Origin of the sequence: Vibrio sp. 10N.222.55.C7, assembly GCF_041473335.1 — a bacterium.
GTDB lineage: Bacteria > Pseudomonadota > Gammaproteobacteria > Enterobacterales > Vibrionaceae > Vibrio > Vibrio crassostreae_C.
In genome coordinates, this window is record NZ_JBFRSC010000021.1 from 294,607 (window position 1) to 308,060 (window position 13,454).

Below are 13,454 nucleotides of genomic sequence, written 5' to 3' on the forward strand. Positions count from 1 at the left end.
AGCCAGCTGGCTTATGCGCGTTTTTGCTTGTTTCTATGAATAACGTTACTCAGCGATAGCTCAGTCTTTGCTTTACAGATACAAGGCAATATCTCATTACCTTGCGTGTAAGCCATAGCAAAACCAACGTACTCGACCTCACCAGAATCCAACGTGCAGCGGCAAGCGCCACAGTGACCATCTCGGCAGTTGTATTCTGGCTCTAACCCAGCTTGTTCCATTGTTTCCAACAGAGTGTTTGAAGGGTTAGATTCAATTGAAGTCAGTTTGTTGATTTTGATTGTTGGCATTACAGCTCAAATCCTTCAAAGTCGTCAGCTTTTACTTCGTTGTCGATTTGGCCAACTAGGTAAGAACTGATTTCTGCTTCTTGTGGAGCAACTTGAACGTTATCTGAAGACAACCAAGCGTTGATCCATGGAATTGGGTTCGACGTTGCTGCTGGGTAAGCCGTACCTAGGCCAACAGCCTGCATACGGATGTTGGTAATGTACTCAACGTATTGGCAAAGAATGTCTTTGTTCAGACCAATCATAGAGCCATCTTTGAATAGGTATTCTGCCCACTCTTTCTCTTGCTCAGCCGCTTCTTTGAATAGGTCGAAACACTCTTGCTTACACTCTTCAGCGATCTGCATGAATTCAAAATCATCTTGACCATTGCGTAGCAAGTTGATCATGTGCTGTGTACCAGTAAGGTGAAGGGCTTCATCACGAGCGATTAGCTTGATGATCTTCGCGTTACCTTCCATTAGCTCACGCTCAGCGAATGCAAATGAACATGCGAAACTTACGTAGAAACGAATCGCTTCTAGTGCGTTTACAGACATTAGACATAGGTAAAGTTTCTTCTTCAGGTCGTGAAGTGAAATCTTGACGTCTTCGCCGTTGATGCTGTGGTTGCCTTCACCGTAGCGGTGGTAGTCAGCCGTTAGCTTGATTAGGTCGTCGTAGTAGAAAGCGATGTCTTTAGCACGCTTCAGAATCTCTTCATTTTCAACGATGTCGTCGAATACTACGCCTGGATCATTCACGATGTTACGGATGATGTGCGTGTAAGAACGAGAGTGAATCGTTTCAGAGAAAGACCAAGTTTCAATCCAAGTTTCAACTTCTGGTAGAGATACCAATGGAAGTAGGGCAACGTTAGGGCTGCGGCCTTGGATTGAATCTAGAAGCGTTTGGTACTTCAAGTTAGAGATGAAGATGTGCTTTTCATGCTCAGGAAGCTTGTTGTAGTCGATACGGTCGCTAGACACGTCTACTTCTTCTGGACGCCAGAAGAAAGAAAGCTGCTTCTCGATAAGCTTTTCGAAGATTTCGAATTTTTGTTGGTCGTAACGTGCAACGTTTACCGACTGACCCAAGAACATTGGTTCTTTTAGTTGGTCATTTTTTTGCTGAGAAAAAGTACTGTAAGCCATAAATGCCTCAAATCCTTTAAAGACCCGTAATAAAACGGACCCTGTTAATGCTTTAAACCCAGAGAAGATAACTCTTCTCTGGGGTCTTAATGTTTATTGCGGTTTAGATCTTACAACCGCCGCCTTCACAATCTTCTTCCGGCACTTGAACTGCATCGCCTTGGTCGTCTTTAGCACCATCACGAGTGTTATGGTAGTAAAGCGTCTTAACACCGTACTTGTACGCTGTTAGTAGGTCTTGAAGCAGCTTCTTCATTGGTACTTTACCGCTGTCGTAAACACTTGGGTCATAGTTAGTGTTTGCAGAGATAGCTTGGTCAACGAATTTTTGCATGATACCCACTAGGTGTAGGTAACCGTCGTTAGAACCAATGTTCCAAAGTAGCTCGTAGTTCTCTTTAAGATTTAGGAAATCTGGAACCACTTGCTTAAGGATGCCGTCTTTCGATGCTTTCACTGATACGTAACCACGTGGTGGCTCGATACCGTTAGTCGCGTTCGAGATTTGAGACGATGTCTCAGAAGGCATAAGCGCTGTTAGCGTAGAGTTACGCAGACCGTGCTCCATGATCTCTTCACGTAGAGAATCCCAATCGTAGTGCAGTGGCTCTTCACATACTAAGTCGATATCTTTTTTGTAAGTATCGATTGGCAGTAGGCCTTTCGCGTAGTTGGTCTCGTGGAAAGATGGGCAACGGCCTTGCTCTTTCGCTAGTTCAACAGATGCTTTTAGCAAGTGGTATTGAATTGCTTCAAAAGTACGGTGAGTCAGGCCATTCGCGCTGCCATCAGAGTACTTAACACCATTCTTCGCTAGGTAGTATGCGTAGTTGATTACACCTACACCTAAAGTACGACGGTTCATTGTCGACTTGTATGCAGCTGGAAGCGGGTAGTCTTGGTAATCAAGCAGTGCATCTAGAGCACGAACAACCAGCTCAGAAAGCTCTGCTAGGTCGTCCAGTTCATTGATTGCGCCAAGGTTGAATGCTGAAAGCGTACATAGTGCAATTTCGCCTTCGTCATCTTCTACGTTAGAAAGTGGCTTAGTAGGAAGCGCGATTTCTAGACATAGGTTCGATTGACGAACAGGTGCTACTTCAGAATCAAACGGGCTGTGTGTATTACAGTGGTCAACGTTCTGAATGTAGATACGACCAGTAGAAGCACGCTCTTGCATTAGCAGAGAGAAAAGCTCAACGGCTTTAACCGTTTCACGCTTCACTAAAGGATCGTTTTCGTACTTAACGTATAGCTCTTCAAAACGGTCTTGGTTTTCGAAGAACGCATCGTAAAGGCCAGGTACGTCTGAAGGTGAGAACAGGCTGATGTTGCCACCCTGAACTAGGCGAGAGTACATAAGCTTGTTCAGCTGTACGCCGTAATCCATGTGACGAACTCGGTTCTCTTCAACGCCGCGGTTGTTTTTCAGTACTAATAGAGACTGAACTTCACCGTGCCATAGTGGGTAGAATACCGTTGCTGCACCGCCACGAACACCACCTTGAGAACAACATTTTACTGCTGTTTGGAAGTATTTGTAGAAAGGGATACAGCCTGTGTGGAACGCTTCACCATTACGGATTTCAGAACCAAGCGCACGGATACGACCTGCGTTGATACCAATACCAGCACGTTGAGATACGTAACGAACAATTGAGCTTGCTGTCGCGTTGATTGAATCAAGGCTGTCACCACACTCGATCAGTACACAAGAACTGAATTGACGAGTAGGCGTACGTACACCAGACATGATCGGTGTAGGTAGAGAAATCTTAAACGTAGACGATGCGTCGTAAAAACGTTTGATGTAGTCAAGACGAGTCGATTTCGGGTATTTAGCGAATAGACACGCAGCAACTAAAATGTAAAGGAACTGAGCACTCTCGTAGATTTCTTTCGTTACACGGTTTTGCACGAAGTATTTACCTTCGAGCTGCTTAACCGCTGCGTAAGAGAAGTCTAAGTCACGTTTGTGGTCGATGTACTCGTCAAGCTCTTCGAATTCAGCTTTCGTGTAATCTTCCATAAGGTGGCTATCGTATTTACCCATATCAACCAGTTTTGCAACGTGGTCATACAGTGCAGGCGGCTCGTATTCGCCGTACGCTTTTTTACGTAGGTGGAATACAGACAGACGTGCTGCTAGATATTGGTAATCAGGAGTCTCTTCAGAGATTAAATCCGCTGCTGACTTGATGATAGTTTCATGAATGTCAGTAGTGGTGATGCCATCGTAAAACTGAATGTGAGCTTTCAATTCTACTTGTGATACAGAAACATTGTGCAAGCCTTCAGCTGCCCATGTAATCACGCGATGGATCTTCTCTAGATCGATCGTTTCTTTGCGCCCGTTACGCTTGGTAACAGTAAGTTGTTGGTTCATTCTGCTTAATTTCCCTAACAAAACTGAACAAGGCCGTGTTTTTGTGTATTTCTGTGTAATTTTTGTAAATTACGTTTCGGCTTTGTGATCTTGGTCTACCCATACATTGTAGTTCAAACACAACATATAGGGGTCATTTGTTTGTTGGGTTACAAGATAGTGCTACAACTGATATTTTTCAAGGTAAAGAAATGGGGTTGCTTGTGGATAAGTGGTGGATTGAAAAAAAACTGTAAGTGACCACTAACTGATGAGGTTATATGTGACTTGATTGTATAAAAGTCGGCTTTTAATGATGCTTTATTTTTGCACGCCCATAAAAAAAAATCCCTTGATCTTTGGCCAAAATGGGCGATTGATTTTAGGCGATTAAATTTAAATCGAGGTGGTCAAAATGGAAGCTAGCGCACGAAATTTAGACTGAAAAAAGTCGCAAAGTTATGGTAATTGCAACTCTTTTCATTCGTCTTTTTTACAAAAGGTTTTACGGTAGGGCTACCGATATTTTTTAGCCAAAGTTTTGCGTGTGGACGATGTAGTTTACGTCTACATTTGTGCCTAAACGATAAGTGTCCGTAAGAGGATTGTAGTGCAGCCCTGTAATCCCTAGTTCTTGCAGCGGAGTGTTATCGACCATCTTGATAAGTTCTGCAGGGCGAATGAACTTCTCGTGCTCATGAGTGCCCTCAGGAACAATCTTAAGTAGCTTTTCTGCACCAACAATAGCGAACAGGTAAGATTTGAAGTTACGGTTCAAGGTAGAGAAGAACACGTGACCACCCGGTTTCACTAATTTTGAACATGCACTAATCACAGATTGTGGATCAGGAACGTGCTCTAGCATTTCCATACATGTCACCACATCGTAAGTTTGTGGATTCTGTTCTGCATGGTCTTCGATGGTGCTCTGGATGTAATCGAGCTTGGTGCCAGTTTCCAATGCGTGAAGACGTGCCACTTCTAGCGGTTCTTTACCCATATCTAGGCCAATGACTACTGCGCCCTCAACAGCCATGCTTTCAGCCAAAATGCCGCCACCGCAGCCAACATCGAGGACTTTCTTACCAAATAAACCTTCGGTCTTTTCTAGCACGTAATTTAGGCGCAGTGGGTTGATTTGATGTAGAGGCTTAAACTCGCCTTCCAGATCCCACCAGCGCGACGCCATGTCTTCGAATTTTTTGATTTCTGCTGGGTCTACGTTCTGTGATTTAGTCATAATCGGCATTTCCAAGTTAAATAATGCATCCATGAAATTGCAGGCATTATAACTTGCCTTTTCGCTCTGACCAGAAGATCTACAATTTTGCTAGTTTATTGGATGTAAAGTGACCATGTTTCAGCAAGATATGATGCGGAGGTGCAATTTCTCATCAATTGATTGGCTACAAGGGTCACAAGATGGTAAAAGGAGAGGGAAAGTGATGCCTCCGTAGGTAAATTTGTGTTATATTTTTCGGTCTTATACGTATTCAAAAATACGATCTGACTATAGAGGGAAAATGGCTCTATGAGCGATCTAGCGAAAGAGATCACGCCCGTAAATATTGAAGATGAGCTTAGAGGTTCATACCTAGACTACGCGATGTCCGTCATCGTTGGTCGTGCCCTTCCAGATGTGCGTGATGGCCTAAAACCTGTACACCGCCGCGTTTTGTTCGCGATGAATGTACTAGGTAATGATTGGAACAAACCATATAAAAAGTCTGCTCGTGTAGTAGGTGATGTAATCGGTAAATACCACCCACATGGTGATAGTGCTGTATACGATACTATTGTTCGTATGGCGCAACCGTTCTCACTGCGTTACATGCTAGTTGATGGCCAAGGTAACTTTGGTTCTATCGATGGCGACTCCGCGGCTGCAATGCGTTATACCGAAGTTCGTATGGCGAAAATTGCTCACGAGCTCCTGGCTGACCTTGATAAGGAAACTGTGGATTACGTACCGAACTACGATGGTACAGAACAAATTCCAGCAGTACTTCCTACAAAAATTCCTAACCTATTGGTAAACGGTGCTTCTGGTATCGCAGTAGGTATGGCTACCAACATCCCACCACATAACCTTGGTGAAGTTGTTGATGGCTGTTTAGCATTTATCAATAATGAAGATATCACTATTGATGAGCTAATGGACTATATCCCTGGTCCTGACTTCCCAACAGCAGCACTTATAAGTGGTCGTAAAGGCATCGTAGATGCTTACAAGACTGGCCGCGGTAAGGTTTACATGCGTTCAAAAGCGGATATCGAAGTAGAGAAGAATGGTAAAGAAACCATTATCGTTACTGAGATCCCTTACCAAGTAAACAAAGCTCGTTTGATCGAGAAGATTGCTGAACTGGTTAAAGATAAGAAAGTAGAAGGCATCAGTGCACTGCGTGACGAGTCTGATAAAGACGGTATGCGTATTGTTATTGAATGTAAGCGTGATGCAGTAGGCGAAGTGGTTCTTAACAACCTATACGCTCAAACTCAACTGCAAACGACTTTCGGTATCAACATGGTTGCGTTGAATAACGGTCAACCACAGTTGTTCAACATCAAAGACATGCTTAAGTGCTTCGTAGACCACCGTCGCGAAGTTGTGACTCGTCGTACTATCTTCGAATTGAAGAAAGCACGCGACCGTGCACACATCCTTGAAGCATTGTCTCTAGCACTTGCTAACATTGATGAAATCATTGAACTGATCAAGAGCGCGCCAACACCAGCAGAAGCTAAAGTTGGTTTAGTGTCTCGTGGTTGGGATCTTGGTAACGTTGCTTCAATGCTTGAGCGTGCAGGTACTGATGCGGCTCGTCCTGATTGGTTGGAAGACCAATACGGCATCCGTGATGGTCAATACTTCCTAACGGAAACACAAGCACAAGCTATTCTAGAACTTCGTCTTCACCGCCTAACTGGCCTAGAGCACGAGAAGATTCTAGACGAGTACAAAGCCCTTCTAGAAGAAATCGCTGAGCTAATGCACATTCTTGCAAGCACTGAGCGTTTGATGGAAGTTATCCGTGAAGAACTTGAAGCAGTACGTGAAATCTATGGCGACGAGCGTCGTACAGAAATCACAGCGGCAGTTCATGACATCGACATGGAAGAGCTGATTGCTCAAGAAGACGTTGTAGTAACGCTTTCTAACGCAGGTTACGTTAAGTACCAAATCCTAAGCGACTACGAAGCTCAGCGTCGTGGTGGTAAAGGTAAGAGTGCAACTAAGATGAAAGATGAGGATTACATTGAGCGTCTGCTTGTTGCTAATACTCACGATAACATCCTATGTTTCTCTACTCGTGGTAAGACATACCGTCTGAAAGTTTACCAACTACCATTAGCAAGTCGTACTGCTCGTGGTAAGCCTATCGTGAACATTCTTCCTCTAGAAGAAGGTGAACGTATTACGGCTATCCTGCCTGTTTCTGAGTTCTCTAACGAGAAATTCATCTTCATGGCAACGGGTGACGGTACAGTTAAGAAGACATCACTGGATCAATTCGCAAACGTACGCGCTAACGGCCTAATCGCAGTTAACCTACGTGACGACGATTCACTGATTGGCGTTGACATCACTAACGGTGATAGCGACATCATGCTGTTCTCTAAATCGGGCAAAGTTGTTCGCTTTAACGAGGACAAAGTACGTGCAATGGGCCGTACTGCCTCTGGTGTTCGTGGTATGAAGCTTCCAGAAGACGATCAAGTGGTTTCACTGATTGTTCCTTCTAACGAAGGCGATATCCTAACTGTGACTCAAAACGGTTACGGTAAGCGTACTGAACTAGCTGAATACCCAACGAAAGGCCGTGCAACGCAAGGTGTGGTTTCTATCAAAGTCTCTGAACGTAATGGCCCAGTTGTTGGCGCTGTTCAAGTTGAAGAAGGCGACGAAATGATGATGATCACCGACGCAGGTACGCTAGTACGTACTCGCGTTGCGGAAGTGAGCCAAGTTGGTCGTAACACTCAAGGTGTAACACTGATTCGTACTTCTGACGACGAGAACGTTGTAGGTCTACAACGTATCGACGAAGTAGAAGAAGCTGAGGTTGTTGAAGGCGAAGCTGAAGTAGCAAACGCTGAAGCAGCAGTCGTTTCTGAATCAAGTGAAGAGCAAGCATCAGACGCTTCTGATAGCGAGCAAGACACTGAGTAATCTTTCACTTCTATAAATAGAAGTTGAGACAAAAAGCCGAGCCATTGTGCTCGGTTTTTTATTACCTAGAATTTGGCTGTGACTTGTTTAAAAGCCAATAGCTAAACCTCGATCAATATTGTTTTAGTGAGAAAAAGGTACAGTAAAGCGTCAATGAAAGGAGAATGGAATGGATATCTGGTTACTGATTGCTTTGCTGCTAATGAGCCTATTTCTAGTGGCAATCGTGATCGCATCAAACAGAAAAACCAGTCATCTTAAAGGCAACCTCCTTATTTCATGTGTGGCGATATTAGCCAGCATTCTGGTTTGGTCTCAGATGAAACAAGAAGCCCCTCAACTTACTTCAAGTGACGACAGCAGCTATACAGCAACAGATTTCCAAAATGAACTTCAGCAGAGCCTGGAGCAAGACCCTAATCAATCAGACCTTTGGTTTAAGCTTGGTGGTGTTTATATGCAGAAAGGGGAGTTTGATGCTGCATTTACCTGTTACGACTATGCGATTCGTTTAGACCCACAGGCGCCTTCAGGGCTTTATGCAGCTAAAGCGAGCGCCTTGTATTACCTAAGTTCACAGGCGATGAGTGATGATGTGAAAGTGCTCTTAAATCAATCCATGGAGCTTGATCCCAACGATCGTACGGCATTGATGTTGATAGCGACCGATCACTTCATCAGTATGCGCTACCAACAAGCGATCGATGCTTGGACTCAAATTCTCGATTCTAACCAGAAAGGCATTGATCGTGTCTCTATCATCCATTCGATCAACCAAGCTAAGCAAATGATCCGTTAAACGGGCACTATCTGTAATTTCGAGATTATTTGCTTTCTTGCATCTCAATTAAACCGCCAGCGTTGTGGATCTGTGTAAACCCTTGAGCTTTCAAATACTGGTAAGCTTGTCCTGAGCGGTTACCACTGCGGCAATACAAAACGATAGGTTGAGCTTTGTCTATGCTGGCAAAGTGCGTAGCGACTTCAGAAAGAGGGTAGTTAATCGCATTGTCCAGATGACCTTGCTTGAACTCTCCTGGTGTCCTGACATCAACGACCAGCGCACCTTCCTCAATCATTTCCCACCCTGTTTCTGCTCGTTCTGAGGCGTGAAGTCCTGAACTTGTTAATGCGATGCATAATGCCGAAAGCGAAAGTAAGTGCTTCATTCTTTGTTCCTTGAATTAGCTAAAAGGTAATGTGAAATTGGGACGGTTGAGTGCGCCCAAATCTAAAAAACCAGCCACACCTTTACAGTGTGACTGGTTTTATCTTATTGGTCTATTTGAAGGAACTAGTATTCGTAGTTAGCTTCACGCTTTTCAGCTTGCTCTTCCCACTTAGGAACCACGGTGTCTAAGAAGTGTTGCTTCTCAGCATTCATCTTATCCATGTCCATTCCTAGCGCTTTCTGAGCGGCTTCTTTGGTTGAGATATCTGGAATCTCGATTGGATCGGTAATGCCTTTCTTCGCAAGTAGACGAACAATCTTAGTTCGCGCGTCTGCTGCGCGGTCAACCGCCGTTCCAAGAACCTCTAGGGCTACTTCAGGCGCGTGCATGTGAACACCATGAGATGCGATAGCGTAGTCCCAACGCCATTGCGCATGACGAATATCTTGTAAGATAGGTGCCATCTCTTGTTCTGTTGCGCCTGCTTCCCATGCTGCGCCTGCTTCAAAGTGAGCGGCTACGATTTGTTTCTCAGCGGTCAGCTTCATGTTTAGTACTTGAGCTTTGCGGCTTGAAACGATGTTACGCATGGTCTCTTTAGATTGAGTATGGCAGTTAGCACAAGTGTCTTCGAAGCGGTCAAACGGGTTACCTACTTTATGGTCGGTGTAAACGGTACCGTCTTCTTTCGTCACTTTAGGCATGTGGCAGTCAACACAAGCGACGTTGTTCTTACCGTGAATACCTTCACGCCAAGTTTCGTAACCTGGGTGCTGAGCCTTTAGCATTGGTGCTTTAGAGACTTTATGTGTCCAATCTTTAAAACCAATCTGATCGTAGTACTCTTCCATCTGTTCAACACGCGTCCCTTTATCCCAAGGGAATTTCACACCTTTTGTTGGACCCGTGAAGTAGTATTCCACGTGACACTGAGCACACACAGAGGCTTGCTGATCAAAGCGACCTTGCTCTTCGAAGTTCTTCCCAATCGCATCGAACGCACGTTCAACATAAGGACGAGTGATCTTTAGTGCAGGTTCGCCATTTTTAAAGCCTTCACTTTGAGTATCGTGACAGTCGGCACAACCAATTGGATTGACTATCTCGCTGCCAAGACGAGCCCATTTACCTTCAAAGTAGCCGTCTTCACCACGCTCTTCAATAACGCGTGCTACGTCTGGGCTTTTACAGCTCCAGCACGCCATTGGCATTGGGCCTGAATTTTCGTCGGTTGGTCCGCCAGTACGCAGGGTTTGTCTTACATCATCAACCGCATAAAAGTGGCCGCGGGCTTTGTTGTAGTCTTTCGCGAAACCGTAGCCCGCCCATAGAATAACCATGTTTGGATCTTCTTTTAGTGCGTCTTCAATTGCTTCGCTTTCTGAAGTTTGTCTCCATGAATGGTATTGATCTGGGTGGTTTTGCTCGAACTGGTCGTTACGAGGATCACCAATTTCTTTTTGTTCAGACGCAGCAAAACTGGTCGCGCTTGCTAGTGATGCGCTAACCATTAATAGTGCTGTGACGGAATTACGTATCCAGTGCTTTTTCACAGTGATATCTCCAATATACTGATTTTTATACCAAGCGTTGTGAGTTTGCTATTCAAATTAAGAACTGGAGAATTGCTGTTTATATTAATTCATAAATAAACACATTTTGTTACGTGTCGGATGTTTGCTTGTTTTAGATCAATTAATGACAGTGACTTCAATCACGTTGAAGTTTATATAGCCCTAAAGGGGTATGTGGACATCAAGTTAGACTGGTCTTATTGAGAATTATTATCATATATAACAAACAATTACCCGACATGCCCTCACTATAAATAGGGTGATTGTGTTCACATATTACCCTTTGTATATTTCGCTTTACCTAATTAGGGGTATATTCTAAATATAGAAAGCGTTGTGGCTTATCCAAAATAAGAATTGATATCATTTAAGCGGTAATAATATCGTTTAAGGGTACTTTTGTTTAACCGGAATATTATTTAGTTGAGAGTTAAATAATGCCGGTATAAGGAAAGGATAAAATGGGCAATATTAAATTGGCCATAGTCATAATGCTTAAATCCCTTCTAGCATTCTGCCTCTATGGTTATTCCATTCATGCTGTTGCAGAGCCTGCTGTTACGCCAGTAGGAGAGTCAACAAGACATGAAGTCGAATTAATACGTGACAAAGATTACAAGTGTGTCCAATGCCATAAAGATTCTAAAGAAACGGTATTTGGTTCACATGGTGAGAGTGCGCACGCTTTGCTTGGCCGTGAAGTAAATTGTACCGACTGTCATAGTTCTATTAGCCCCGGCCACCGCGAAGGCGCGCCTAAAGTGGTGAAGTATCGCGCGGCTCAATCACAACCCGGAACCGAAAAGGTTTTCCTCGATCCTAGCTTAATCCTAGATGCCAACAGCCAATGTATAGATTGTCATAAGCCTGATGATCTGCGCGAAGCGAGTTGGACTCATGACGTACACGCACAAAACTTAACGTGTTCAAACTGTCACGATGTGCATGCGAGTGAAGCGAAGGTGCTTGGCTTAGATAAAAAGCAAACCATCAAGCTGTGTGTGGATTGCCATTCAGACTTCAACCAGAAGAAAGAAGGGGAGTAATCTATGAGCTGCTCAAGAAGAAACTTTTTAGCTGGCGCGGGTGCCGTTATTTTCACAACTGGTGTTGCAGGTACTGCAGCGGTTACAAGCCGCAAAACGCTGGCTAATGTTCAGGAAGATGGCACCAAGCGTTACGGAATGGTTCATGACGAAACCGCTTGTATTGGCTGTACTGCTTGTACTGAGGCGTGTCGTGAAGTAAACAAAGTGCCTGAAGGCGTATCGCGCTTAGAAATCATAAAGAGCGAACCTCAAGGTGAATATCCAAATGTTGATTACCGTTTCACTCGTAACTCTTGTCAACATTGTGATAATGCACCTTGTGTGATGGTTTGCCCAACAGGCGCCGCCTATAAAGATGAGAAGACAGGAATTGTTGATGTACATAAAGAGAAGTGTGTCGGCTGTGGTTATTGCCTGCTAGCTTGTCCATATCAAGTGCGCTTCTTCCATCCTAAGAATAAGTCGGCCGACAAATGTAACTTCTGCCGCGATACCAATCTTGCGCAAGGTAAATTACCTGCTTGTGTTGAATCTTGCCCTACCAATGCGCTGATATTTGGCGACTTAAATGACCCTAAGAGCGAGATAAACCAGGTACTTAAATCTGAAGTGGTTTACAGAGATAAGGCTTATCTAGGTACTCAGCCAAAACTCTATAAAGTGCCACACCAAAAAGGGGAGATTTGATTATGAGTGCATGGGATACAGCGTTTCAATCAGGTACCGTGGTTTGGGACTGGATCATTGCTATCTATCTGTTTTTGGCGGGTATGTCAGCGGGTGCAGTGATGATCTCGATTTACCTTAAGAGAAAGGTGATTGAGGACGATCCAGCGAATAATGGTGTATTAAAGGCAACGGCTTTTCTAGCACCATTCGGGATCATCTCAGGTTTATTGATCTTGGTTTTCCACCTGACGAAACCACTATCATTTTGGAAGATCATGATCTTTTATAATCCGACGTCAGTGATGTCGATGGGTGTGATCTTATTCCAAGTGTATATGGTGATCCTATTTGTTTGGATCGGCATTATATTCCGAAATCAGATTGCCGTATTCTTGAGTGATCAAGCATGGTTAAAAGGGCGACTCGATTTTGTCAGTAACTGGATTGGCAAATTAGAATCTTTTGAGAATGTTTTTGAAATATTCTTAGCTGTGCTTGCGCTATTACTTGCGGCTTACACTGGCTTCTTACTCTCTGCGCTAAATACCTTCCCAATGCTGAATAACCCAGTGTTGCCGATATTGTTCTTATTCTCGAGTTTATCCTCGGGAGCGGCGGCATGTATTTTATTTGGTGTGTTGGTCTTTAAGGAGTCTCCGCATAGTGCGAGTATTTCTTGGATCCACGGCTTCGAACGTCCTGTTGTTATGTTTGAACTGTTTGTCCTTGTTACTTTCTTCACTGGGTTGATATTTGCTGGTGGTCAAAGTGAGCAGGCAGTATGGAACGCGATTGGCGGTGGTTTCTGGGCAAGTTGGTTCTGGTATGGCGTAATTGGTGTGGGTATGGTTTTACCCTTGTTGCTTAACGCCGTGACACCAGCATCGGTTCGCCATAGTACTGTGTATATTTTCTCTGTTACTTCATTGAGTCTGATGGGCGTATTAATGCTAAGAACGTTTGTCCTTTATGCAGGACAATTAACGTTAGCTTAATTTCGCTCAAGGTTATAAGTGAGTGGATGTTGG

11 protein-coding genes are annotated in these 13,454 nt (G+C 44.1%); 5 read left to right on the forward strand and 6 right to left on the reverse strand.

From position 1 onward, the window contains the following. Positions 1-11: 11 nt before the first annotated feature. The 4 genes from yfaE to ubiG all read right to left on the reverse strand — a co-directional run bounded on the left by yfaE (position 12) and on the right by ubiG (position 5,061). Positions 12-290 carry a class I ribonucleotide reductase maintenance protein YfaE gene (gene yfaE / locus AB4482_RS08605; protein ID WP_010438115.1) on the reverse strand — a complete coding sequence of 93 codons (279 nt, stop codon included), beginning with the start codon at positions 288-290 and terminating at the stop codon, positions 12-14. Further along, positions 290-1,423 carry a class Ia ribonucleoside-diphosphate reductase subunit beta gene (gene nrdB / locus AB4482_RS08610; protein ID WP_017063554.1) on the reverse strand — a complete coding sequence of 378 codons (1,134 nt, stop codon included), beginning with the start codon at positions 1,421-1,423 and terminating at the stop codon, positions 290-292. Before nrdB ends, yfaE begins: the two co-directional genes overlap by 1 nt. Before the next feature lie 103 nt (positions 1,424-1,526). Further along, entirely contained in the window at positions 1,527-3,809 is a 2,283-nt protein-coding gene (gene nrdA / locus AB4482_RS08615; protein ID WP_372180787.1) for a class 1a ribonucleoside-diphosphate reductase subunit alpha, read from the reverse strand. Between the two features lie 508 nt (positions 3,810-4,317). After that, complete coding sequence (gene ubiG, locus AB4482_RS08620) at positions 4,318-5,061, reverse strand: bifunctional 2-polyprenyl-6-hydroxyphenol methylase/3-demethylubiquinol 3-O-methyltransferase UbiG (protein WP_372132323.1); 744 nt, start codon at positions 5,059-5,061, stop codon at positions 4,318-4,320. 258 nt (positions 5,062-5,319) lie between these two features. On the opposite strand from ubiG, the gene gyrA reads away from it, so the two are divergent. Together gyrA and AB4482_RS08630 are read left to right on the forward strand one after the other, a co-directional pair. Continuing rightward, the gene (gene gyrA, locus AB4482_RS08625; RefSeq protein ID WP_017072500.1) at positions 5,320-7,962 is read left to right on the forward strand and encodes a DNA topoisomerase (ATP-hydrolyzing) subunit A; all 2,643 of its coding nucleotides are present in this window, start codon (positions 5,320-5,322) and stop codon (positions 7,960-7,962) included. A gap of 169 nt (positions 7,963-8,131) precedes the next feature. Next, positions 8,132-8,761, forward strand: a complete 630-nt coding sequence (locus tag AB4482_RS08630) for a tetratricopeptide repeat protein (protein ID WP_017066842.1) — start codon at positions 8,132-8,134, stop codon at positions 8,759-8,761. Positions 8,762-8,786: 25 nt separating this feature from the next. Here AB4482_RS08630 and AB4482_RS08635 read toward each other — a convergent pair whose 3' ends face one another. Then, complete coding sequence (locus tag AB4482_RS08635; RefSeq protein WP_017063559.1) at positions 8,787-9,131, reverse strand: rhodanese-like domain-containing protein; 345 nt, start codon at positions 9,129-9,131, stop codon at positions 8,787-8,789. Between the two features lie 125 nt (positions 9,132-9,256). Then, complete coding sequence (gene nrfA, locus AB4482_RS08640; protein WP_170967975.1) at positions 9,257-10,687, reverse strand: ammonia-forming nitrite reductase cytochrome c552 subunit; 1,431 nt, start codon at positions 10,685-10,687, stop codon at positions 9,257-9,259. Positions 10,688-11,169: 482 nt separating this feature from the next. Here nrfA and nrfB point away from each other — a divergent pair, with 482 nt between their 5' ends. Genes nrfB through nrfD form a run of 3 tightly spaced genes read left to right on the forward strand, consistent with a single transcriptional unit; the run spans position 11,170 to position 13,421 of the window. After that, positions 11,170-11,754 carry a cytochrome c nitrite reductase pentaheme subunit gene (gene nrfB, locus AB4482_RS08645; RefSeq protein ID WP_372180789.1) on the forward strand — a complete coding sequence of 195 codons (585 nt, stop codon included), beginning with the start codon at positions 11,170-11,172 and terminating at the stop codon, positions 11,752-11,754. Positions 11,755-11,757: 3 nt separating this feature from the next. Beyond that, positions 11,758-12,444, forward strand: coding sequence for a cytochrome c nitrite reductase Fe-S protein (gene nrfC, locus AB4482_RS08650; protein WP_017060985.1), 687 nt, complete (start codon positions 11,758-11,760; stop codon positions 12,442-12,444). A 2-nt stretch (positions 12,445-12,446) separates the two neighbouring features. Continuing rightward, on the forward strand, positions 12,447-13,421 hold the full coding sequence (gene nrfD, locus AB4482_RS08655; protein WP_017063561.1) for a cytochrome c nitrite reductase subunit NrfD: 975 nt from the start codon (positions 12,447-12,449) through the stop codon (positions 13,419-13,421). Positions 13,422-13,454: the final 33 nt, after the last annotated feature.

Bases quoted from the DNA above. Each gene is read 5' to 3' on its own strand.
- nrdB (WP_017063554.1), bottom strand. From the start codon at position 1,423: ATGGCTTACAGTACTTTTTCTCAGCAAAAAAATGACCAACTAAAAGAA.
- AB4482_RS08635 (WP_017063559.1), bottom strand. From the start codon at position 9,131: ATGAAGCACTTACTTTCGCTTTCGGCATTATGCATCGCATTAACAAGT.
- nrdA (WP_372180787.1), bottom strand. From the start codon at position 3,809: ATGAACCAACAACTTACTGTTACCAAGCGTAACGGGCGCAAAGAAACG.
- nrfB (WP_372180789.1), top strand. From the start codon at position 11,170: ATGGGCAATATTAAATTGGCCATAGTCATAATGCTTAAATCCCTTCTA.
- nrfC (WP_017060985.1), top strand. From the start codon at position 11,758: ATGAGCTGCTCAAGAAGAAACTTTTTAGCTGGCGCGGGTGCCGTTATT.
- nrfD (WP_017063561.1), top strand. From the start codon at position 12,447: ATGAGTGCATGGGATACAGCGTTTCAATCAGGTACCGTGGTTTGGGAC.
- yfaE (WP_010438115.1), bottom strand. From the start codon at position 290: ATGCCAACAATCAAAATCAACAAACTGACTTCAATTGAATCTAACCCT.
- gyrA (WP_017072500.1), top strand. From the start codon at position 5,320: ATGAGCGATCTAGCGAAAGAGATCACGCCCGTAAATATTGAAGATGAG.
- ubiG (WP_372132323.1), bottom strand. From the start codon at position 5,061: ATGGATGCATTATTTAACTTGGAAATGCCGATTATGACTAAATCACAG.
- AB4482_RS08630 (WP_017066842.1), top strand. From the start codon at position 8,132: ATGGATATCTGGTTACTGATTGCTTTGCTGCTAATGAGCCTATTTCTA.